The sequence below is a fragment of the Bacteroides thetaiotaomicron VPI-5482 genome (genome assembly GCF_000011065.1).
GTDB classification, from domain to species: domain Bacteria; phylum Bacteroidota; class Bacteroidia; order Bacteroidales; family Bacteroidaceae; genus Bacteroides; species Bacteroides thetaiotaomicron.
Genome location: NC_004663.1, coordinates 4,703,431 through 4,726,248, shown reverse-complemented (window position 1 = coordinate 4,726,248; position 22,818 = coordinate 4,703,431). Strand labels below are relative to the sequence as shown.

Sequence of the window (22,818 nt, the reverse complement as noted above, 5' to 3'; positions counted from 1 at the left end):
TTCAGTTTTCTTTTGTCAGCAGACTTTCCAGTTCTTCGGCATTCAGACGAAGATAGAATTGTCCGCGATAAGCTACAGAAATAGCTCCTGTCTCTTCGGAGACGATGATGGCGTGCGCATCCGATTTCTGCGAGATGCCCATAGCCGCACGGTGACGCAAGCCCAGTTCTTTCGGGATGTTCAGGTCGTGAGAGACTGGCAGGATACAGCCTGCGGCTTTGATCCGTTTTTTGCTGATAACCATTGCTCCGTCGTGCAGAGGACTGTTCTTGAAAAATATATTCTCAATCAGACGCTGGCTGATAGCCGCATCTATAATTTCTCCCGTACGGACCACTTCATCCAGCGGAGTGGTATGCTCGATCACAATCAATGCGCCTACTTTCTGCTTTCCCATGCTCAGGCAAGCCATTACCACCGGCATGATATCATCATGTTTCAAGGCTTCTTTCCTCGCCCCGCTGAAAAAATGCGCCAATGCACTGACATGCCGATGCGAGCCCAGCGTCAAGAGGAAACGACGAATCTCATCCTGAAAAAGGACGATCAAAGCAATCACACCCACATTCATCAAGGTATCGAATATGGAGCCCAGCAGTTTCATCTCCAGAATCTGAGTGACCACCAGCCAGATCAGGATAAAAACCAGAATGCCGGTAAAAACCTTGATAGAGCCGGAGGCCTTCATCAGTTTGTAGGTGTAGTACAACAGAAGGGCGACCAGCAGTACATCGATAAAATCTTTTATGCCAACGTCAAAAAACACGGTACTTATTACTTATTACAAGTTATTAATTCACAAACGACAAGAGAGTATCACCAACGGATAATGCCATTCTATCATTTGCCATATTCACTCTCAGTTCTCAGTTTATCCACAATCCGGACGGCTTCCACCGCTTCGCGCACGTCATGCACCCGAAGAATGTTCGCTCCTTTCATTAACGCAACGGTATCCAGTACGGTTGTTCCATTCAATGAATCCTGCGGAGTTCCTCCCAATAGTTTATAAATCATTGATTTCCGGGAAACACCGACTAACAGTGGAAGTTCGAAAATGCTGAACTCTTCCAGGTGAGCCATCAACTCATAATTATGCTCCAGTGTCTTCCCAAAACCAAAACCCGGATCGAGTATAATGTCTTTCAGACCCAATTCACGAAGTTGTTGCACCTTGCGAGCAAAGTACATGAACACTTCCTTCATCAAATTATCATAATGGGGTTCTTTCTGCATATTTTGGGGAGTTCCCTGCATGTGCATCATGATATAAGGCACTCCCAGGCGGGCCACAGTCTCAAACATCCGGTTGTCCATCTCACCGGCAGCGATATCATTGACGATAGCTACGCCATACTCCTCCACACACTGTTCGGCTACATCCGCCCGGAAAGTATCGACCGAAACGATAGCATCCGGATGATTCCGGTTTACGATCTCCAGTCCGGTACGTAAGCGGTTCATTTCTTCTTCGGCGGTGATGTGTTCGGCGTTCGGGCGCGAGGAGTAAGCTCCGATATCAATGATAGAGGCTCCTTCATCGATGATCTGCCGTGCCCTCGCTGCAATTTCCTCCTGCGTCTGCATCCGGCTGCCGGAATAAAAAGAATCGGGTGTCACATTGAGAATACCCATCACTTGCGGAGTAGCAAGATCGAGCAGACGTCCTTTCACATTTATATAAGTTGGAGAGATCAATTTCATTCTTGATTATATTCCAGTTAGACTGTTGCAAATGTAGATAAAAAAAGCAAGTATTCGTATTAAAATTAGGAAATAAACGTATATTTGCAATCAATAGCAATCAATAGAACTACCGAAAACGAATACCATGAGCCGATTGTCCCGAATTATCTTAGGATACCTTGTCTCTTTTTTGTTCATCGTTATTCCTGCAAAAGCCCAGAAAGAAGCTGAAGTTTATAACGTTGATTCCTCTTTGTATGCCTACTATCAGCGTTGCCAGGAACATTTGCTGGAACCGGTCGTGCTGAGTATGTCCGATACGCTGTTCCGTATGGCTAGCGGACAAAACGACCAGCGGATGCAGGCGGTAGCTCTCTCCACCCGGCTGGACTATTATTATTACCAGGCCAATAATGAAGACAGCATCATTTTTTATACCAATAAGGTAAAACAATTCGCTAAAGAAATACAGCAGTCCAAGTACTACTATTTCGCCTGGGCCAACCGGCTGATCCTATATTACCTGAAAACCGGAAGGAGTAACATCGCCCTCTATGAAGCCGAAAAAGTGCTGAAAGAGGCACAAGCCGAGGACAACAAGACCGGACTCATGTACTGCTACAACATCATGTCGCAGATTTACACAATCAAGAACTTTGATGTCATGGCGTCCGAATGGCGCGTGAAAGAAATCGAACTGACCGAAAAATACAAATTAGAAAACTATAATATCAGTAATACTTACGCTCAACTTGCCAATTACTACATTACGCATCATCAGCCGGAACCAGCGCTGGAAGCACTGGAAAAAGCAGTAAAAACAGCCAACTCCGCCAGCCATAAAATACTGGCAAAGCTGACATACGTAGAGTATTACAGTGAATTTAAAGATTTCTCAGCAGCGGAGAAGATGCTGAAAGAATGCAGGGAACTGTTCGACCAGGACAAAAGGCTGGACTCACTCAAAAAAAGGTTTTACCGCACAGAGGCTTTCTACTACCAGCGCAGCAAACAGTTCGTCAAGGCACTGGAAGCTGTCGAGAAGCAGAAAACCGAAGAGCAACGGCTGAATGAGTACGCCATGAGCAGCGGACAATACCGCCTCAAAGGAGAAATCTACAGACAGATGGGCAGACCGGATGAAGCGGTGAAATTTCTGAAAAAGTATATTGAAGTAGACGATTCTTTGAAAATAGCCAATGAACAACTGGCGAGCAGCGAATATGCCACGCTGCTAAATGTAGAAAAGCTCAATGCGGAGAAAAAGGAATTAATGCTTCGGACAAAAGAAAAGGAGTTGAGCAATAAAACGACGCTGATTTTTTCATTGATCATCCTGTTAGCCATCCTCTTCTTGTTCTTATATCGGGAAAGCCGTCTGAACCGGAGGCTGAAGGCCTCGGAAAGTGAATTAAGAAATAAGAACGAAGAACTGACTTATTCGAGAGAAGAACTGCGCAAAGCCAGAGATCAGGCAGAAGCGACCAGCCAGATGAAAACGACTTTTATTCAGAGTATGTCTCACGAAATACGGACACCGCTCAATTCGATCATAGGCTTCTCACAAGTATTAAGTGACCACTACGGCAATGAGGAAACGAAAGAATTCGTCAACATCATCAAAGCCAACACGGACGATCTGCTTCGACTCGTGACCGATGTGCTCGCATTGTCGGAGCTCGACCAATATAACAAGCTCCCTACAAATATCCAAACGGATATCAATATGATCTGCCAGCTATCTATCGAAGTAGCTAAAATGCAGAAACAAGACACAGTCGAATTCCTTTTCAAACCGGAAAGGGAAAAACTAATCATACTCAGCAATCCGGAACGCATTTCGCAGTTACTTGCCAATCTGGCACACAATGCGATCAAATTCACGACTCATGGCAGCATCGAACTGACTTATTCGGTATTGGAAGCAGAAAAGAAACTCGAGATCAGCGTTACCGACACCGGTATAGGAATCCCTAAGGAGAAACAGGAAAAAGTATTCGAACGCTTCTACAAAATGAACTCCTTCTCACAGGGCACGGGCCTCGGACTGTCGATCAGCCGGACGATTGCCGAAAAGTTAGGAGGCAGCCTCCACATCGATTCATCCTATACGGACGGGTGCCGGATGGTGCTGACTCTTCCTTTGGTATATGCTGAGTAAAAAACGCTTCTGACCGATACCAAATCCGAAAGAATAGCCTATCTTTGCAACATTTAAAAATAAAAGCTCAGGCTATGAAACTTTCTGCTCTTTACCAGATATTTCTGGATTGCCAATTAGTGACGACCGATAGTCGGAACTGTCCTGAAGGATCACTGTTTATCGCTCTGAAAGGCGAGTCATTCAATGGAAACGCTTTTGCCGGAAAAGCATTGGAAACCGGTTGCGCCTATGCTGTCATCGACGAATCCGAATACGCGATTGAAGGCGATCAACGATATATACTCGTAGACGACTGCCTGCAAACATTGCAGCAGCTTGCCAATTACCACCGCCGCCAGCTGGGTACACGAGTAATCGGTATCACTGGTACCAACGGCAAGACGACTACGAAGGAACTGATCTCCGCCGTACTCTCTCAGAGCCACAACATTCTTTATACGCTAGGTAATCTGAACAACCACATCGGCGTGCCCTCTACCCTGCTCCGCCTGAAAGCGGAACACGACCTTGCCGTCATCGAGATGGGCGCCAATCATCCGGGAGAAATCAAATTCCTCAGCGAAATCGCAGAGCCGGACTGCGGTATCATCACCAATGTAGGCAAAGCCCATTTGGAAGGCTTCGGTTCTTTCGAAGGTGTGATAAAAACCAAAGGAGAACTTTATGACTTTCTCCGTAAGAAAGAAGGTTCTACCGTCTTTATCCATCACGACAATGCTTATCTGATGAACATTGCCGAAGGACTGAACCTGATCCCTTACGGCACCGAAGATGACCTTTACGTAAACGGACGAATCACCGGCAACTCCCCTTACCTCACTTTCGAATGGAAAGCGGGCAAGGATGGTAAATCCTATCAGGTTCAGACGCAACTGATCGGAGAATACAACTTCCCCAATGCACTGGCTGCCATCACCATCGGCCGCTTCTTCGGAGTGGAAGATGCAAAGATCAACGAAGCCTTAGCCGGATATACACCACAGAACAACCGCTCGCAACTAAAGAAAACGGACGATAACACACTGATCATCGACGCATACAACGCCAATCCGACCAGCATGATGGCTGCCTTACAGAACTTCCGCAACATGGAAGTTCCTCACAAAATGCTCATCCTTGGTGATATGCGCGAACTGGGTGCCGAAAGCGCTGCCGAACATCAGAAGATAGCAGACTACCTCAAAGAATGCGCGTTCGAAAAAGTATGGCTGGTAGGAGATCAGTTTGCAGCAGCAGAGCACTCCTTCCAAACCTATCCCAACGTACAGGAAGTAATAAAGGAACTGGAAGCCGACAAGCCGAAAGGATACACTATCCTGATCAAAGGGTCCAACGGAATTAAGCTCAGTTCGGTTGTAGATTATCTATAATATCGCTGTTAATTTCTCAAAGTATTCTCATGCCTTTGAGAAAAAATTCTCACCACGATGAGAAAAAATACTCATGCCTATGAGAATATTTTCTCACTGCAATGAGAATTTTTTCTCATAGGCATGAGTATGATTATGCATTACTATAGTCTTCTATTCCCTTCTCATCATTCGCGGACGAACCACATAATAAGCCACTAAACTGGCAAGGATGGCACCCACCGAGTTGGCGGCAAAGTCCAGCCAGTCTCCTCCCCGATAAGTCGTGCAATATTCTTGCAGCAATTCCACACAGCCGCTGAACAGTATGGGACAGAGGAATGCCCCTACCCATGCGTGCCATAACGGTGCGTCATCACGACGATGCGCCCGCAGAAATTCCAGCCATAACATACCTGACATACCAAAGTACATACAGATGTGAACTAATTTATCTAAGTTAGGGATTTCATTCAAGTCCGTTTTAGGAGGTTTGAAGAAAGACAGATAAATCACAGTTAAGATGATAAAAAGTGAAATAGGATATTTCTTAATATAAGATAGCATATCTAAATAAAATTACGATTCCGGTACAAATATAACTATCATTTTCTATATTTGCATTTTAATACGTACATTTTATAACGATTTGTAAGACAAAACAAGATTTATGACGAAAATTGATAGAGCGAACTTCGGAAGTAAATTAGGCGTAATACTTGCTTCCGCCGGCTCGGCAGTAGGATTGGGAAACATCTGGAGATTTCCCTATGAAACGGGTAATCACGGTGGCGCAGCCTTTATACTGATCTATTTAGGATGCGTTTTCCTTTTGGGACTTCCCATTTTGATTGCCGAATTCCTAATCGGACGCCGTTCGAGGGCAAATACAGCGGGAGCCTATCAGAAATTAGCTCCCGGCACTCATTGGCGCTGGGTGGGACGCATGGGAGTCCTCGCAGCTTTTCTGATTCTCAGTTATTATTCCGTAGTGGCAGGATGGACGCTGGAGTATGTGTATGAAGCTCTTACGAACGGCTTTACGGGTAAGACTCCCACAGAATTCATCTCTTCCTTCCAGCAGTTCTCCAGCAGTCCGTGGCGACCGGTCTTGTGGTTGGTTCTGTTTCTGTTGGTTACTCATTTTATTATTGTCAAAGGCGTGGAGAAAGGTATCGAGAAATCTTCCAAGATCATGATGCCGACTCTGTTCATTATTATATTGATACTTGTAATCTGTTCGGTTACCCTGCCGGGAGCTGGTGCGGGTATCGAGTTTCTGCTGAAACCGGATTTCAGCAAGGTGGACGGAAATGTATTTCTGAGTGCGATGGGACAGGCTTTCTTCTCCCTTAGCCTGGGGATGGGATGTCTCTGCACCTACGCTTCTTATTTCAGCAAAGAAACCAATCTGACCAAGACAGCATTCAGCGTAGGGATTATAGATACATTTGTGGCAGTATTGGCAGGCTTCATTATCTTTCCGGCCGCATTTTCTGTAGGCATACAACCGGATGCGGGTCCGAGCCTTATCTTTATCACACTGCCCAATGTATTCCAGCAGGCATTCAGCGGAGTACCGATATTGGCCTATATCTTCTCCGTCATGTTCTACGTATTGCTTGCCATGGCAGCACTGACTTCCACCATTTCCCTGCACGAAGTGGTCACCGCTTATCTGCACGAAGAATTCAACTTCACACGCGGCAAGGCAGCCAGACTGGTGACCGGAGGATGTATCTTCTTAGGTATCCTTTGTTCTTTGTCGCTCGGAGTGATGAAAGGATTCACCATCTTCGGATTGGGAATCTTTGACTTATTCGACTTTGTCACGGCTAAGATCATGCTGACACTCGGCGGTCTGTGCATTTCCATCTTTACCGGATGGTATCTCGACAAGAAAATCGTCTGGTCGGAGATCACCAATGACGGTTCGCTGAAAGTTCCCGTATACAAACTGATCATCTTTATATTAAGATATATTGCACCGATTGCCATCTCTCTGATCTTTATCAATGAGTTGGGACTTATCAAACTATAATGTGGAAAGACTTTTTTTATTTTACTAAAACCGAACGACAAGGCATTATCGTCCTTGTCGTTCTTGTTATAGGGGTATACACAATCCCCGCACTCTTGCAGGCTTTCTCCGGACCGGAGAAAACCGACCCGACTGAACAGGCGAAATCCGAAAAGGAATATAATGAATTTATCTCTTCCATAAAAGAAGCAAAGCAGGACAAGAAATATCCAGTTTACAGAGGCAGGTATTCATCGCCCGCCTATCCGAAAAAAGAAATCAGACCGGCAGCGTTCGATCCGAATACCGCCGACTCCGCCACTTTCCTCAGTCTCGGCTTGCCTACCTGGATGGCGGGCAATATTCTGCGATACCGCAGAAAGCAAGGCAGATTCCGACGTCCGGAAGACTTTCGGAAAATATACGGGCTGACGGAAGAACAATACCGGACTCTTCAACCGTATATACGCATTGCCGAAACACCGGTCCTTCAAGATACCAGCCGGATATTAGTAGTACAAGCGACTGCACCATATGATACTTTAATGAAATACCCGCCGGGCACTATCATCGACCTTAATCAGGCGGATACCACCGAACTTAAAAAGATTCCGGGGATCGGAAGCCGGATTGCCCGATCGATTGTAAACCATCGCCGGTTATTGGGAGGATTCTATCAGATAGAACAGTTAGGGGAGATTCGGTTAAAAGCGGAAAAGCTCCGTTCGTGGTTCTCCGTGGATGCTGGAAAGATTCACCGGATCAACATCAATAAGGCAAGTGTAGAGCGAATGATGCATCATCCGTACATCAGCTATTATCAAGCCAAGGTCATTGCAGAGTACCGGAAGAAGAAGGGGAAAGTAAGAGACTTGAAACAACTGATGCTTTACGAGGAATTCACACCCGCAGATTTCGAACGAATGGCGCCTTATGTTTGTTACGACTAAAATCGTATTTGTTGTGATATATAAAAAAAGATGCATTCCTATCACACCAGACAAGAATGCATCACACACAAACAAAACAAACACTCTACTGACATCTTCACAGACTTACGTAGAGAAGCGACTATAAATATATAGCTAAAAGATTGAACTCACACAATCTTCTAGTGATTTGGTATCCATTTTTAGAAGTTTGGTTTCCTTATTAATCTTTTTTAATTGTGCCATCCACCATATGTACCGTTCTATCGGTGATTTTGGCCAGTCCTTCATCATGGGTAACGATGACGAAAGTCTGTCCCAACCGGTCCCTCAGGTCGAAGAACAATTGGTGTAAATCTTCTTTATTATGTGTATCGAGACTTCCGGAAGGTTCGTCCGCAAGGATGACTGCCGGATGGTTAATCAAGGCACGTGCTACGGCCACCCGTTGCTTCTCTCCTCCCGACAGTTCGTTCGGCTTATGGGAAGCACGGTCGGTGAGTCCCATGAAAGCCAGTATCTCCATAGCACGTTCGTTTGCTTCCTTAGACGATACTCCGGCGATAAATGCGGGGATCATCACATTCTCCAACGCGGTAAACTCCGGCAGAAGCTGATGAAACTGAAACACAAAACCGATATTCTTATTGCGGAAAGCGGACAGTTCTTTCTCCTTCATCCGGCTGACTACCGTTCCGTCAATCGCCACCGTGCCCGCATCCGGTTCGTCAAGCGTTCCCATGATCTGTAAGAGAGTCGTTTTTCCGGCTCCGCTAGGTCCTACGATACTGACGATCTCACCTTTATTGATTTCCAGATCAATGCCTTTCAGCACCTGCAAAGAACCAAAACTCTTGGTTATTCCTTCTAATTTTATCATAATAGCTTCTTAGATTCGTTTAATGACATATTCCGCCAGATAGCAGCCGAAGACTGCCGGCATATAGCTGACCGTTCCGCAGGTCGATTTCTTATTCCGTTCGTCATCCGTGAGCAATACCGCTTTCGGGTCCGCCTGTTCGGTACTGAATACGACGGGAAGTTTACGCTTTACTCCCATTTTCTGCAAACGCTTCCGCACCGCTTTGCTGAGTCCGCAGTGATAGGTATCCCAAAGATCGGCAAAGCAAATCTGCGTAATATCGCTCTTCGCGCCTGCGCCCATGCTGGAAACAATCTTTATATGACGCTTCATCGCTTCATAAATCAGAAAGCATTTGGGGCTGATCGTATCGATGGCATCCACTATGAAGTCAAACTTAGCAGAGTCCAACAGTTCGGGGATGTTCTCGTCTTTCAGATAGACGGGTAAAACGGTCAGTTCAATATCCGGATTGATGTCTTTGTAGCGTGCCGCCAACACTTCCGCTTTCGGCATCCCCAGGGTGGAGTGCATGGCAGGAAGCTGACGGTTCATATTGGCAGGCTGCACGGTATCCGCGTCTACAATCGTCATCCTGCCTACCCCAGCCCGGCAAAGCATTTCGGCAGCATACGCCCCCACGCCTCCCAGCCCGACAACCAATACATGCGAAGCACGGATGCGCTTCATTTTCTCTTCTCCCAACAGGAGTTCTGTCCGTTGTTGCCAGTTATTTTCTTCCATCAGCTTTTCTTAAACCATTTATAAAACCATTTGCCCACCTTTTCATAATGCTGCGATTCGTTGTAACCACGCGGGTCGGAGAAAGACACAATCTCCTGCGGATCGCCGAACTGGTCGGGGTACAGGATAATCAGACTGTTGTTGGAGAAATACTTGCTCAGCTGTGCCGGCAGACGTTCAAAGGACGGATCATACGAGATAGAACCCCGACGGGCAGAGATGACAACGAATAAATGATCGTAGTTCACCTGTCCGGTCAGCAGCAGAAGGTCGCCCCACTCTTCGAGCAGAGAAAATTCGGTCGGGGTACCGCTGAATTTCTTCTTCACCAGTTGTTGCAGACGCATCAGTGTACGTTCGTTGGCAAAGAAGTGCACACGGCAGCCGAGAATGCTTCCCATCCGGCAGAAATGCTCTACCCATTTGGAAAAACCGGTTTCAAATTCGGCTTTGGGCGGAACGGCGATGATGATGCGGCGGAGCGTATTGACCGGCATCAGGAATTTGGCTATCATCACTTCGCGGTGAGTACCTTTCAGCAGGCTTTCGGCAAGGTTGCCAAAGAAGGAATCGACGATATTCGCCTTGCGGTGCAGACCGATCACTACATCCGTAGCCTCATATTCCTTAATCGTATGTATAATCCCCGAAGCAATGTTCAGATCGTAGCGGCTTACCATCGTCACCGGTACATCGGCGGCAGCGGCAATCATTGCGGCTTTTTCGAGATTCCGCTTGCCTTGCAGTTCCTTATTCTCCGAGCTGTTATTGTCATTAATCACATTCAGGGCAATCATGCCATTCTTCTGCTTGGCATCCTTGATCACCAGGGCGAGATTCACCAGGTTCTCAATCGTTTCCGGATTAGCTACCGGAATCAGAATCTGCTCCATCGCTTTCTTCGCTCCCTTATCTTCGGGCTGCGCATCTTCGTTCAGTGCAAACCGGCGGGCGGAACGTTCCGTTACCAGCGAACTGATGACACAGGTGAAAAGGATCATCACGACCGTACCGTTCAGTACGTCATCATTGAGCAGACGCTCTCCGTTTTCCATGATAATTTCGTGCCCGATCAGCACCGCTGCCAGCGTAGCCGCCGCCTGTGCATTACTGAGTCCGAAGATCATGCTGCGTTCATTGGGCTGCATACGGTAAATCTTCTGCGTGATCCATGCGGCAAGCCATTTACTGAAAGTAGCTACCACTGTCATGACTACCGCCACTTTCAATGCTTCGCCCCCCGTAAACAGGCTTCTGACATCGATAATCATACCGACACCGATCAGAAAGTAAGGAATGAACAAGGCATTTCCCACAAATTCCAGACGGTTCATCAGCGGAGAGACATGAGGAATCAAGCGGTTCAGGACCAATCCGGCAAGGAAAGCTCCCAAAATTCCTTCCATTCCTACAAACTCCATCAGTCCGCCTCCGAGGAAGACCATCGCCAGCACGAACACGAACTGCATCACGCTATCGTCATACTTCCGGAAGAACCAGCGTCCGATGCGGGGGAAGAAGAAGATAATAAGGAAACCAAGGAAGGCTACTTTCGCAACGAGGAACACCCAGAACAGACCATCGACGGTGCCTTTAAACATTCCGCCAATAACGGCAAGGATGATAAGGGCAAGAGTGACCGTAATGGCCGTACCACCGATAGTAATATTGACACTGCGCAGACGGGATAATCCGTAACGGCTGATAATAGGATAAGCAATCAAAGTGTGAGAAGCGTACATACTGGCGAGCAGCACTGCGGTAAGAAAACCGTATCCCAGCATGCTCATACTGCTCCATATACCCAGCGCCATAGGAATCAGGAAAGTAAGCAAGCCGAAGACAACGCTCTTCATCCGGTTTTTCTTGAAGTCCTCCATGTCCATTTCGAGTCCGGCAAGGAACATGATATAGTAAAGCCCCACTTTACCAAACAGTTCGAAGCTGCTGTCACGGTCGAGCACATGGAATCCGTGTTCGCCGATCAGCACACCGGCCAGAATCATACCGATAATATGAGGTATATGAAGGCGCCCCAGAATCATCGGAGCAAAGAGAATGATAATTAGCACCAGAAAAAACACCCAAGTCGGATCGGTTATCGGTAACGCTAAATTGAATTCAAACAGGTTCATAGGTCCGTGGTTTTAGGATTTCTACGCAAAGGAACAAAAAAGTTCGCAGAATCACAATGCAGGTATTATAAATCTCATCCTCCTGTTTATTTAATAGGAATAATAGCAACAATTGCAGAAGGATAGTTGTTGGAGATAAAAAGAAAACTTAACTTTGCATCCATCCCAATAAAATGAACGCATTATGGCAAAAGGAATCCCATACGGCATATCGGACTTCAGCAGGCTGATAGACCAAAATTATTATTATGTAGATAAAACGCATTTCATTCCCCAGATAGAAGAAATAGCAAACTACCTTTTCCTTATTCGTCCCCGACGGTTCGGCAAGAGTGTATTTCTCACCATGATGCGTGCCTATTACGATATTTCACAGAAAGATCGTTTTGAAGAACGGTTCGGCAATCTATGGATCGGTAAGCACCCCACCCCGCTTCAGGGAATCTACCAGGTGCTCTATTTTGACTTTTCCAAAGCAAACCTGGGACGTGGAAGTCTGGAAGACAACTTCAACAATTATTGCTGCATACAGTTGAACGACTTCTTCAGTACTTACCGGGAATACTACCAAGGCGAGAAAGAACTGGAGCAAATCATCGCTTCTACCGAAGCCGCTACAAAGCTGCATTGGCTGGAAGCCACCGCCCGCCGCCTGGGACATTTGCTCTACCTCATCATTGATGAATATGACAACTTTACGAATGTCATCCTGAGTGAACAGGGGAAAAACCTTTTCCGCGACCTGACCCACGCCAGCGGCTTCTACCGAGAATACTTCAAGCAGTTCAAGGGTATGTTCGAACGCATCTTCCTGATGGGGGTAAGTCCTGTTACGCTGGACGACTTATCCAGCGGATATAACATAGACTGGAATATCAGTGTGGACCCACATTTCAATATGATGATGGGATTCAGCGAAACGGATGTACGGGAGATGTTCGGCTATTATCAGAAAGAAGGTATGCTGAAAGGAGATATAGATGCCATGATTAATGAAATGAAACCGTGGTATGACAATTACTGCTTTGCAGAAGCCAGTTTGAAGACCGATCCGAGAATGTTCAATTGCGACATGACGCTATATTATTTGCGTCACCGGGTTAATTTCGACGCCTCCCCTAAGGAATTGATCGACAAGAATATCCGTACGGACTACAGCAAGCTGAAAATGTTGGCACGCCTCGACCATGAGAATGTGTCGGGGGAAGACCGCATGAGTACGATTGAAGAGATAGCTGCTAAAGGAGAGATACTGGTAAACCTCCACACCTCCTTCCCGGCAGAGAAGATTGTTGAAACAGACAATTTCCGCAGCCTGCTTTATTATTATGGACTGCTTACAATGTGTGGCACACGTGGAGACCGTATTGTGATGTGCATTCCTAACAATTGCGTCCGTGAGCAGTATTTCGGATTCCTTCGGGAATACTACCAGCAGCGTAAGGAAGTATTCTTGCCTCACTTAAAAGATTTAATTGACGACATGGCCTTCGACGGACAATGGCGCCCTCTGTTTGAGTACATAGCCCTTGCCTATAAAGAAAACTCCGCCATCCGCGATGCCATCGAGGGAGAACACAATTTGCAAGGTTTCTTCAAAGCATACCTTGCTCTTGCTTCTTATTATCTGGTTCAGCCGGAATTGGAGATGAATTACGGATATTGTGACTTTTTCCTCCTGCCGGACAAATCCCGCTACCCGGACACGGCACACAGTTATATTCTGGAATTAAAATACCTCCCGCGCACCGCCACCGATAAGGAACTGGAAGAACAAGCGGAAGAAGGCAGAGGGCAACTAAAACAATATAGCCGGGATAAAAAGGTAACAACTATCAGTGAAGGGACTGCATTGCATTGCATTTTGCTCCAATTTAAAGGATGGGAACTGATAAAATGTGAAGAAGTATCTCCAAAATGCTGATTATATGATAAAATGTTCTAATTTTGCAGCGATTAACCACATTATTCACATTTAACAAAAGAAAAAGATGAAAGTAGCTATTGTTGGCGTAAGCGGAGCCGTAGGACAGGAATTCCTGCGCGTGCTCGATGAGAGAAATTTCCCGATGGACGAGTTAGTTTTGTTCGGTTCTAAACGCAGTGCCGGAACAACCTATACTTTCCGCGGTAAACAGATCGAGGTCAAACTCTTACAACACAACGATGACTTTAAAGGAGTAGACATTGCTTTCACTTCTGCCGGTGCAGGAACATCCAAGGAGTTCGAGAAAACAATCACCAAATACGGTGCTGTGATGATCGACAACTCCAGCGCTTTCCGTATGGACGCTGATGTGCCTTTGGTAGTGCCCGAAGTAAATGCCGCAGATGCGTTGGAGCGTCCGCGTGGCGTCATTGCCAATCCTAACTGTACAACTATCCAGATGGTAGTTGCACTGAAAGCCATCGAACAGCTTTCTCATATAAAAACCGTGCACGTATCTACTTATCAGGCTGCCAGCGGTGCCGGTGCTGCCGCTATGGACGAGTTGTACGAACAATACCGTCAGGTATTGGCCAACGAGCCTGTGACAGTAGAGAAGTTTGCTTATCAGCTGGCATTCAACCTGATTCCGCAGATCGACGTGTTCACGGAAAACGGTTATACCAAAGAAGAAATGAAGATGTATAACGAAACACGCAAGATTATGCACTCTGACGTGAAAGTCAGTGCAACCTGCGTACGTGTTCCCGCACTTCGTGCTCACTCTGAAAGCATCTGGGTGGAAACAGAACGTCCGATCTCGGTAGAAGAAGCCCGTGAAGCATTCGCCAAAGGCGAGGGTCTCGTTCTTCAGGACAATCCTGCTGAAAAGGAATACCCGATGCCGTTGTTCCTTGCAGGCAAAGACCCTGTGTACGTTGGACGTATCCGCAAAGACCTTACAAATGAAAACGGTCTGACATTCTGGATCGTTGGCGATCAGATCAAAAAAGGTGCTGCACTGAATGCTGTACAGATCGCTGAGTATCTGATCAAGGTAAAGAACGTATAAGATACATAGATAAAATGAAATAAAGGTCGGCTTGCTACACGACAATCGTCGCAGTGCAAGCCGATCTTCTTTATTTGCCTCGAAGTCACCAAGGCTTTCCTTTTCCCATCTCTCCTACAAGATTATTCTCCAAGAAGTAGTTTGTCTTACCCTGGATTTGGTTGACTACTATAAGTATCAACTAAAATGAATAAAAGATGAAAAAGAGTGACATGACCTTTAGTCCTTATCAGCTTGAACTTCTTGGCGATTTCTATCGTTCGAATTTCTCAGTTTCTCGTTTTGCCCAAGAAAAAGGGATTGCCCGCATTACATTTTGGCGTTGGGTTCGTATCTTTGAGGATTCTAATCCTGAAATATCCGCTTATATGAAAAAGAACAAGTCTCCCAAGTCCTCGGATGAATCCTCCTCAATTACTGCCTTACGTCTTGAGAATGAGCGTTTACGTGCAGAGCTTAAAGATGCTAAAATGCGTGCGCACGCCTTCGATACGATGATTGATGTTGCCGAGGAGATGTTTAATCTTCCTATCCGAAAAAAAGCTGGTACCAAACAATAAAAAGGCTTTGTAAAGGGAGGCATGCCTATACGGTGGTCTCTCTTTGCAAATTGTTTGGTGTAACAAAGCAAGCCTTTTATAAGTATGTTGACCATAGTACGGATAGTTCGGCCCGTGAACGTTTTGTTCTTGAGTTTGTCAAACGTGTGCGTTCAAAGGACCCTGGTATTGGGGGGATGAAACTTTGGCTGATGTACCGTAATGAGTTCGGCACCAGCCAGGCCTTTGTTGGGCGTGACTGTTTCTGTGCTATATTGTCCAAGTATAAGCTGACAATACGCAAACGTTTTCGGGCTCCACGTACGACAGACTCCTCTCATCACTTGCCACAGTATCCTGATTTAACCAGGACATTGCTATTAGAACATCCTGATCAGCTGTGGGTTAGTGATATCACTTACATTACCATATGGTTGCCTGACGGCAGTTATGTGTTCTGCTACCTGTCTCTGGTGACAGACGCCTATACGAAGGAGATCATTGGGTATTGCGTAGGTGATACTCTGGGAAGCTGTTACACAGTGGAAGCTCTGGAAATGGCAGTCAGACGCATAGCTGCAAAGGAGATTAAGGGTTTGATCCATCACTCCGACCGAGGCGTACAATATGCCAGTGCGGATTATATTGCCATATTACGACATAACGGGATTCTTCCCAGCATGACAGAGGATGGCAATCCCAAGGACAATGCCATAGCTGAGCGTGTGAATGGCATTATAAAGAATGAATTGCTGCAAGGAATGCGCTTTAGTTCAATACAGGAAGTCAGAAAAGCTGTAGCAACAGCCGTTCACTTCTATAACAACGAAAGGCCTCATATGAGCTTGGATATGCTTACCCCGGTACAGGCAGGAGAAATGCAAGGACCTATCAGGAAAAGATGGATAAGCTACAGAGAAAAGTATCTGAATGTAGCACTTGCTTAAAAATAAATATGTACATTTGCTTATGAAAAGACCAAGAATGCCCTGCTAGCGGGATAGAAAGAGGAAAAAGGGTGAGTTCCTTTCTTTTTTCTTCTTTCAAAGAGAAGAGTCAACCGGTTAAAGGAATAAGAAAAAAATAAGTAAACCGGAGGCAGGAATAATAAATAATAAAGTAAACAGCTGCCAGGGTTAGTAATATTTCTAGTCAACACATAGCAGCTATTAGAGATAAACAAGTCAACCATTATTAGGGAAGTACAGTTCCAAATTCGGTTTCATGCCTTGAAACAAAAGGTTTCATGCCTTGGAACTAATAGTTTCAACCTTTGAAACCATTGGTTTCAAGCAATGAAACTAAAAGTTTCAAGCGCCTGAAACTATCTGAAACAACTGTCGATTGAAATGACTTGACCGTAACAACTGACTCATTTAACCTGTCCTTTCAAGCCATTTCAAACCATTTATCAGTCTATAATGAAGGAGTTGTCAGCTATTAACAACTGATTTCTCAGTTATTAATAGCTGGGATGCCAATTGTTAACAGTTGACACATCAGACATTAACATCCTGCAAATCAAAGCATAAAGCTAAACAAACGAGATTAAGTCCATGATGCAAGTGAGAGCAACCGTTTGCCCTCATACCTGCCGCCACAGTTGCTACCACACTGGAAACCACGATGAATAAAGGGATACAGACCGTTTGTTAGAGCATGAGAGCAAAACTGCTATCAAATCACTATGGAGAGAAATACCTATTTATGGGTACTCGCATACTCCCAAAATAGTCATTATTTGCGATTGTAGTATTAACGATATAGAACGAAATTTGCACAAAATTTGTTCTATGAGGTTTCTTACACTTAAAATAATGCTCTGCTTGCTTCTTTCTTTGATCATTTCCAGAATTGAAGCCAATACTAACAATTATTCTATTTCCGGTCGTATATCCGACGAAAGGACGGGTTCGCCGTTGCCCGGCGCATCCATTTTAATCAAAGGCACCTATTTGTGGGCTGTATCCGACCAGAAGGGGGAATTTACGATACAAGGAATACAGGAAGGCAAGTATCAATTGGAAGTTTCCTTCCTCGGTTATGTTCCGGCAACGGTTCCGGTGAATGTGAACAACAGCATCAAAGGATTAAAGATACAACTGAAGGAAAATACACTTGCCCTGAACGACGTAATCGTTACCGCACAAGCTCCGAAGAGTGAGCTGAACACCACGCTCAACATCGGGAGTAACGCACTGGAACATCTGCAGATATCGAATGTAAGCGATATTTCCGCCCTTCTTCCGGGAGGAAAGACGAAAGTTCCGGACTTGACCAGCAACAATATTTTCTCTCTGCGCGACGGAGGTTCATCCGCAGGCAACGCGGCTTTCGGAACGGCGATAGAAGTAGACGGAGTACGCATCGGCAACAACTCTTCTTTCGGCAATATGACCGGAATAGATACCCGCAGCATCTCTGTGGCCGATATCGAATCGGTAGAAGTCATCACCGGAGTACCTTCGGCAGAGTACGGAGACTTGAACAGCGGTATGGTCAAAATCCATACGAAAAAAGGGAAGACTCCGTGGAATGTACTGCTATCCATCAATCCCCGCACAGAACAGGTGTCCTTTTCCAAAGGGCTGGACCTCGGCAACGATAAAGGAATCGTCAACATAAGCGGTGAATGGATCAAGGCTACTCAAAAGCTTAATTCACCCTATACTTCTTATACCCGCAGAGGATTCTCCGCAGGTTACAGCAATACGTTCCGGAAAGTGCTCCGATTCGACATCGGGCTGACCGGTAACATCGGAGGAATGAATACGAAGGATGATCCCGACGCATATACGGGAGAATATACCAAAGTCAGAGACAACGTTTTCCGTGCAAACACGTCATTGGCATGGCTGCTCAACAAGTCATGGATTACCAACCTCAAACTGGATGCATCGGTGTATTACAATGATAACAAGTCGCATGCACATACACCTTATTCTTATGCGTCCGAACAGCCGGCAGTCCACGCTGAACAGGAAGGTTATTTCATTGCAGGCAAACTGCCTTACCATTTCTTTGCCGATCAGATTGTCGATTCCAAAGAACTGGATTATGCCGCTTCGTTGAAGTACGAATGGAACCGTCGTTTCAAGAACGTTACCAGCAATCTGAAAGCAGGCGTGCAATGGAAAGGAACAGGCAATGTGGGCGACGGAGAGTATTATCAGAATCCTTCGCTGGCTCCCAACGGATATCGCCCCCGTTCTTACTCGGCTTATCCGTATATGCACAATGTTTCGTTGTATGCGGAAGAAAGCCTGTCGGTAGCTGTCGGCAGCACCATGCTGAGGCTGATGGCGGGATTGCGTTGGGAGAATCTGTTCATCAGCGGAACGCAATACGACAAGCTGAACACACTGTCGCCACGTTTCAACGCCAGATGGCAGCTGAACGAAAACATAGCGATTCGGGGCGGATGGGGAGTGACCGAGAAGCTGCCTTCGTACTATGTACTCTATCCCCGACAGGAGTATCGGGATATTCAGACTTTCGGAGTCTCATACAATAACAATGAGTCGGCTTACGTCTATTACAGTCAGCCATATACTTTATTACACAACGAGAAACTCCGCTGGCAGAAGAATCAGAATGCCGAAATAGGAGTTGACATCAATGTAGCCCGCACCCGTATTTCACTGGTAGGATACTTTAACCGCACGAAGATGCCTTATAAATATACAAGTACCTATACTCCGTTCGCATACAATGTTCTACAGTTGCCGGAAGGATTCGAGCTGTCCGCCAATCCGCAGATTACCGTAGACAATCAGACGGGCATGGGATATATACGGGACGATGAGGACAGTTACTGGACACCGCTGGACGTAAAGGTGAAAGACCAGACTTTCGTCAGGTCAACCTCTCCCGATAACGGACCGGACATCACCCGCAGAGGAGCGGAAATGATCATCGATTTTCCGGAGATCACTCCTCTCCGTACGCAGTTCCGTGTGGATGCGGCCTATACATATAGCAAATACATAGACAATTCCTTGTCTTATTACTACCAAAACGGATGGTCGCACACCACTCTCGCCAACCGTTCCTACCAATATGTAGGTATATATGCCAACGGCGACAACTCATCCACGACCGCCAACGGCAAGCGCACTCACTCGCTGGATGCCAATATCACAGCGATCACCCGTATCCCGAAAGCAAGGCTGATCATATCCTGCAAACTGGAAGCCTCGCTCATCAAGCGGTCGCAGAATCTCTCCGAATATAACGGTACGTCCTACGCGTTCAACGTCAGCGAGAACAGCAACGAGAAAACAGGAGGCAGCATCTACGACGGAAATTCTTATACGGCCATTTATCCGGTTGCCTACCTCGACCTGAACAACGAGGTACATCCGTTCACCGCCGCCGAAGCCGAAAATCCGGACTTCGCGCATCTGATACGTAAATCGGGCAATGCCTATACTTTCGCAGCCGACGGATATGATCCGTATTTCTCTGCCAATATCAGCATTACCAAGGAGATAGGCGATCATGTTTCGCTGTCGTTCAACGCGATTAATTTCACGAACTCACGGGCGTATGTGAAATCATACGCAACCGGAACCAGTGCAATCTTTACCCCGAACTTTTATTATGGACTAACCTGCCGCATTAAACTTTAGAAATATGAAACAACAGTCAATCTATATCATACTGCTTTTCGTCACATCCTTACTCGGAGGATGTACGGACCTCGACAAAGGCAATCCTTACGAAGACCAGCTGCACACCTTGCAGGTGACTGCCGTCTATCCGGACGATTATGCGGAATACCTTCGGGAAGGCATCACCGTCCAAATCGAAGACATCGCCCGCGGCAACTCCTACAAGACGGTAACCGACCAGAACGGTACAGCGCAATTCGCCCTGACCAACGGCATATACCGCATACAAATCAGCGATAAAGCCGATCAGCATATATTTAACGGACTGGCAGACAAGGTAAAACTCGTAAACGGAGATATCACACTCAACGTTCCGCTTACACACTCCAAAGCCGGTGCCATCATTATCAAGGAAATCTATTGCGGAGGATGTACCAAGCTGCCGCAGGAAGGTACTTATCAGGCTGATAAATACATTATCCTGCACAACAATGATTCCCAGACGCAGTATCTCGACCATTTGTGTTTAGGTACGCTCGATCCTTACAACTCCCAGTCCACCAACGTATGGGTGACGCAGGACGAAGCAACCGGAGCAACCATTTTCCCCGATTTCGCTCCTATCGTCCAGTGCATCTGGCAATTCGGCGGTAACGGCACTTCCTTCCCGCTGGCACCCGGTGCCGATGCGGTCATCGCCGTCAACGGAGCCATCGATCATGCCGCGCAATACCCGCTGTCGGTCAATCTGAACAAACCGGGATATTTTGCCTGCTACAACAATGTTTATTACTGGAATACGATGTATCATCCTGCTCCGGGCGACCAGATCAGCCGCGACCATTATCTGGACGTGGTCATCAAACTGGGACAGGCGAATGCCTATACATTCTCTATATTTTCTCCCGCCACTGTCATCTTCAAGGCTCAGGACACTACGATACAGGAGTATGTACAGCAAACGGGCAGTGTGATACAAAAGCCCGGCAGCACGGTGGATCAGGTCATCAAGATTCCGCTCGACTGGGTGATTGACGGGGTAGAGGTGTACTATGGCGGTTCGTCGAGCAACAAAAAACGCATTTCGCCTTCCATCGATGCCGGATATGTCAGTCAAAGTGCACTGTATGACGGACGCAGCCTGCACCGTCGGGTAGACGAGGAAGCATCGAAGGAGGCCGGTTATGAAATACTGGAAGATACGAACAACTCTTCCGCCGATTTTTATGAAAGAGAACAACAATCCCTGCATGAGTAATATGAAAGGAATATATATAGGATGTATGCTGTTGTGTATAGCAGCCGTAAGCTCGGCACAGACTTACGATGTTATCGAACGACGAAATTCATGGAATGCCGGAACAAACGTAACGGGAATCATGATGGACAGCGTCACCGTCTCCTACGCCGAACTGTACGGCAAGAACAATCACGGTGACTTCCGCAACTACTACGAAGCCGGCAAATTATGGAGTGCCGGTGCAGTAGCCAAGTCCATCACACACTTAAAGAAGTATTCTCTGATCGGCTCGTTCTCATTCGACCACACTTCCGGCAAGGATATGAGCGGCTCCATGTTCATCCATCCCGGATTTTATCCGGTAGACCTACTGGAGTTTACCCCCGGCCGAAAGGATTTACAAACTTATGCGTTCATGGGAGGTATAGCAGCAGATGCCGGCACCAACTGGCGCATCGGCGGAAAGATCGATTTCACCTCTGCCAATTACTCCAAACGCAAGGACTTGCGACATACCAACTACAGACTGGACTTAAAAGTAGCTCCCGGCATCATGTATCATTCGGACCATTATGCGATCGGATTCTCTTATATTTTCAGCAAAAACAGCGAATCCGTTTCAGCAGAAGAGATCGGAACAGCCGCTACACCTTATTACGCATTCCTTGATAAAGGACTGATGTACGGTGCCTACGAAGCATGGTCGGGAAGCGGAGTCCATCTGAGCGAATCGGGTATCAACGGATTCCCCATCAAGGAACTGTCTCACGGAGCAGCAGTTCAGGTCCAATGGGGATCGCTTTACGGAGATGTGGAGTATCTGCATTCTTCCGGTTCCGCCGGAGAGAAAGAGGTTATCTGGTTTAAGTTTCCGGCACACCGGATTACATCGCATCTGAGATACCGTTTCGCCAAAGGCAGTACCGAACATTTCCTGCGGATCAACCTCTCATGGTCACGCCAGACAAATGACGAGAATGTATTGGGACAGGAGATATCCAACGGAATCACGACTACCCATGTTTACGGTTCCAACCGGATTTTCGAAAGAAAGGCTTTATCCGTTCAGCCCGAATATGAGTTGATCGCTCCTAAAGGAGAATTGCGTGTCGGAGCCGAGATTTCGTCTTTTAAAAGCATGACTACCCAAATGTACCCTTATGTCGCGTCACAGACAATGACTTGTGGACGGGTTTACGCATCCGGCGTACTTCATGCCGGAAGATTCGATGTGAAAGCTGCCGCAAGTTTATCCATAGGAGACTTCACGGAGAAGAGCAGGACTACTGAAACGACAGCCGAACCGGGCGATCCTCCATACCGCCTGACAGATTATTACCATCTGCAGAATGAGTATGCAACTGCCCCACGGGCGACAGTGAACGTCGGATTACGCTATCACTTTCATCGGGGGATTTATGCCGAAATTCAGGGCGGATATACGCACGGTTTCAACCTTGAATATATAGCAGGTTCGAGCCGTTGGAATGAGACGATTAAGTTAGGTTATACATTTTAAAATTATTCATTTACATAAT

17 protein-coding genes are annotated in these 22,818 nt (G+C 46.4%); 11 read left to right on the top strand and 6 right to left on the bottom strand.

The genetic code is table 11. The annotated features are described in order from the left end of the window. Position 1: 1 nt before the first annotated feature. Together cdaA and folP are read right to left on the bottom strand one after the other, a co-directional pair. Positions 2 to 766 (bottom strand): diadenylate cyclase CdaA, encoded by a 765-nt coding sequence (gene cdaA, locus BT_RS18400; protein WP_008762592.1) that lies wholly within the window; start codon positions 764 to 766, stop codon positions 2 to 4. A gap of 74 nt (positions 767 to 840) precedes the next feature. Beyond that, positions 841 to 1,704 (bottom strand): dihydropteroate synthase, encoded by an 864-nt coding sequence (gene folP / locus BT_RS18395; RefSeq protein ID WP_008767053.1) that lies wholly within the window; start codon positions 1,702 to 1,704, stop codon positions 841 to 843. A gap of 127 nt (positions 1,705 to 1,831) precedes the next feature. On the opposite strand from folP, the gene BT_RS18390 reads away from it, so the two are divergent. Both BT_RS18390 and murF read left to right on the top strand, forming a co-directional pair. After that, positions 1,832 to 3,847: a tetratricopeptide repeat-containing sensor histidine kinase gene (locus BT_RS18390; protein ID WP_008767054.1), complete on the top strand. Its 2,016-nt coding sequence runs from the start codon at positions 1,832 to 1,834 to the stop codon at positions 3,845 to 3,847. 74 nt (positions 3,848 to 3,921) lie between these two features. Next, complete coding sequence (gene murF, locus BT_RS18385; RefSeq protein WP_011108918.1) at positions 3,922 to 5,220, top strand: UDP-N-acetylmuramoyl-tripeptide--D-alanyl-D-alanine ligase; 1,299 nt, start codon at positions 3,922 to 3,924, stop codon at positions 5,218 to 5,220. Positions 5,221 to 5,373: 153 nt separating this feature from the next. Here the strand turns inward: murF and BT_RS18380 are convergent, their stop codons facing one another. Continuing rightward, positions 5,374 to 5,766, bottom strand: a complete 393-nt coding sequence (locus tag BT_RS18380) for a VanZ family protein (RefSeq protein WP_008762588.1) — start codon at positions 5,764 to 5,766, stop codon at positions 5,374 to 5,376. Between the two features lie 103 nt (positions 5,767 to 5,869). Here BT_RS18380 and BT_RS18375 point away from each other — a divergent pair, with 103 nt between their 5' ends. Continuing rightward, positions 5,870 to 7,240 carry a sodium-dependent transporter gene (locus BT_RS18375; protein WP_008762587.1) on the top strand — a complete coding sequence of 457 codons (1,371 nt, stop codon included), beginning with the start codon at positions 5,870 to 5,872 and terminating at the stop codon, positions 7,238 to 7,240. Beyond that, the gene (locus BT_RS18370) at positions 7,240 to 8,169 is read left to right on the top strand and encodes a ComEA family DNA-binding protein (RefSeq protein WP_011108917.1); all 930 of its coding nucleotides are present in this window, start codon (positions 7,240 to 7,242) and stop codon (positions 8,167 to 8,169) included. Before BT_RS18375 ends, BT_RS18370 begins: the two co-directional genes overlap by 1 nt. A 202-nt stretch (positions 8,170 to 8,371) precedes the next feature. Here the strand turns inward: BT_RS18370 and BT_RS18365 are convergent, their stop codons facing one another. The 3 genes from BT_RS18365 to BT_RS18355 are packed head-to-tail and all read right to left on the bottom strand — an operon-like array spanning position 8,372 to position 11,889. Further along, positions 8,372 to 9,028: an ABC transporter ATP-binding protein gene (locus tag BT_RS18365; protein ID WP_008762585.1), complete on the bottom strand. Its 657-nt coding sequence runs from the start codon at positions 9,026 to 9,028 to the stop codon at positions 8,372 to 8,374. A 9-nt stretch (positions 9,029 to 9,037) separates the two neighbouring features. Further along, on the bottom strand, positions 9,038 to 9,754 hold the full coding sequence (locus tag BT_RS18360) for a tRNA threonylcarbamoyladenosine dehydratase (RefSeq protein ID WP_011108916.1): 717 nt from the start codon (positions 9,752 to 9,754) through the stop codon (positions 9,038 to 9,040). After that, a complete protein-coding gene (locus BT_RS18355; RefSeq protein ID WP_008762583.1) occupies positions 9,754 to 11,889 on the bottom strand; it encodes a cation:proton antiporter in 2,136 nt (711 codons plus the stop codon). The genes BT_RS18360 and BT_RS18355 overlap by 1 nt, the downstream gene beginning before the upstream one ends. Positions 11,890 to 12,073: 184 nt before the next feature. Here BT_RS18355 and BT_RS18350 point away from each other — a divergent pair, with 184 nt between their 5' ends. The 7 genes from BT_RS18350 to BT_RS18320 all read left to right on the top strand — a co-directional run bounded on the left by BT_RS18350 (position 12,074) and on the right by BT_RS18320 (position 22,799). Then, positions 12,074 to 13,813, top strand: a complete 1,740-nt coding sequence (locus BT_RS18350; protein WP_008767057.1) for an ATP-binding protein — start codon at positions 12,074 to 12,076, stop codon at positions 13,811 to 13,813. A gap of 67 nt (positions 13,814 to 13,880) precedes the next feature. Further along, on the top strand, positions 13,881 to 14,888 hold the full coding sequence (locus tag BT_RS18345; protein ID WP_008762581.1) for an aspartate-semialdehyde dehydrogenase: 1,008 nt from the start codon (positions 13,881 to 13,883) through the stop codon (positions 14,886 to 14,888). 197 nt (positions 14,889 to 15,085) lie between these two features. Beyond that, positions 15,086 to 15,448: a hypothetical protein gene (locus BT_RS18340; protein ID WP_008765457.1), complete on the top strand. Its 363-nt coding sequence runs from the start codon at positions 15,086 to 15,088 to the stop codon at positions 15,446 to 15,448. A 32-nt stretch (positions 15,449 to 15,480) separates the two neighbouring features. Next, positions 15,481 to 16,374 carry an IS3 family transposase gene (locus BT_RS18335; protein WP_008765456.1) on the top strand — a complete coding sequence of 298 codons (894 nt, stop codon included), beginning with the start codon at positions 15,481 to 15,483 and terminating at the stop codon, positions 16,372 to 16,374. 870 nt (positions 16,375 to 17,244) lie between these two features. Continuing rightward, positions 17,245 to 20,058, top strand: coding sequence for a TonB-dependent receptor (locus BT_RS18330; RefSeq protein WP_048696282.1), 2,814 nt, complete (start codon positions 17,245 to 17,247; stop codon positions 20,056 to 20,058). A 4-nt stretch (positions 20,059 to 20,062) separates the two neighbouring features. Further along, a complete protein-coding gene (locus tag BT_RS18325; protein WP_011108914.1) occupies positions 20,063 to 21,298 on the top strand; it encodes a DUF4876 domain-containing protein in 1,236 nt (411 codons plus the stop codon). Beyond that, complete coding sequence (locus BT_RS18320) at positions 21,291 to 22,799, top strand: DUF6850 family outer membrane beta-barrel protein (protein WP_011108913.1); 1,509 nt, start codon at positions 21,291 to 21,293, stop codon at positions 22,797 to 22,799. The genes BT_RS18325 and BT_RS18320 overlap by 8 nt, the downstream gene beginning before the upstream one ends. The last annotated feature ends 19 nt before the right edge of the window (positions 22,800 to 22,818 follow it).

Bases quoted from the DNA above. Each gene is read 5' to 3' on its own strand.
- folP (WP_008767053.1), bottom strand. From the start codon at position 1,704: ATGAAATTGATCTCTCCAACTTATATAAATGTGAAAGGACGTCTGCTC.
- BT_RS18390 (WP_008767054.1), top strand. From the start codon at position 1,832: ATGAGCCGATTGTCCCGAATTATCTTAGGATACCTTGTCTCTTTTTTG.
- murF (WP_011108918.1), top strand. From the start codon at position 3,922: ATGAAACTTTCTGCTCTTTACCAGATATTTCTGGATTGCCAATTAGTG.
- BT_RS18380 (WP_008762588.1), bottom strand. From the start codon at position 5,766: ATGCTATCTTATATTAAGAAATATCCTATTTCACTTTTTATCATCTTA.
- BT_RS18375 (WP_008762587.1), top strand. From the start codon at position 5,870: ATGACGAAAATTGATAGAGCGAACTTCGGAAGTAAATTAGGCGTAATA.
- BT_RS18370 (WP_011108917.1), top strand. From the start codon at position 7,240: ATGTGGAAAGACTTTTTTTATTTTACTAAAACCGAACGACAAGGCATT.
- BT_RS18365 (WP_008762585.1), bottom strand. From the start codon at position 9,028: ATGATAAAATTAGAAGGAATAACCAAGAGTTTTGGTTCTTTGCAGGTG.
- BT_RS18360 (WP_011108916.1), bottom strand. From the start codon at position 9,754: ATGGAAGAAAATAACTGGCAACAACGGACAGAACTCCTGTTGGGAGAA.
- BT_RS18355 (WP_008762583.1), bottom strand. From the start codon at position 11,889: ATGAACCTGTTTGAATTCAATTTAGCGTTACCGATAACCGATCCGACT.
- BT_RS18350 (WP_008767057.1), top strand. From the start codon at position 12,074: ATGGCAAAAGGAATCCCATACGGCATATCGGACTTCAGCAGGCTGATA.
- BT_RS18345 (WP_008762581.1), top strand. From the start codon at position 13,881: ATGAAAGTAGCTATTGTTGGCGTAAGCGGAGCCGTAGGACAGGAATTC.
- BT_RS18340 (WP_008765457.1), top strand. From the start codon at position 15,086: ATGAAAAAGAGTGACATGACCTTTAGTCCTTATCAGCTTGAACTTCTT.
- BT_RS18330 (WP_048696282.1), top strand. From the start codon at position 17,245: ATGCTCTGCTTGCTTCTTTCTTTGATCATTTCCAGAATTGAAGCCAAT.
- BT_RS18325 (WP_011108914.1), top strand. From the start codon at position 20,063: ATGAAACAACAGTCAATCTATATCATACTGCTTTTCGTCACATCCTTA.
- BT_RS18320 (WP_011108913.1), top strand. From the start codon at position 21,291: ATGAGTAATATGAAAGGAATATATATAGGATGTATGCTGTTGTGTATA.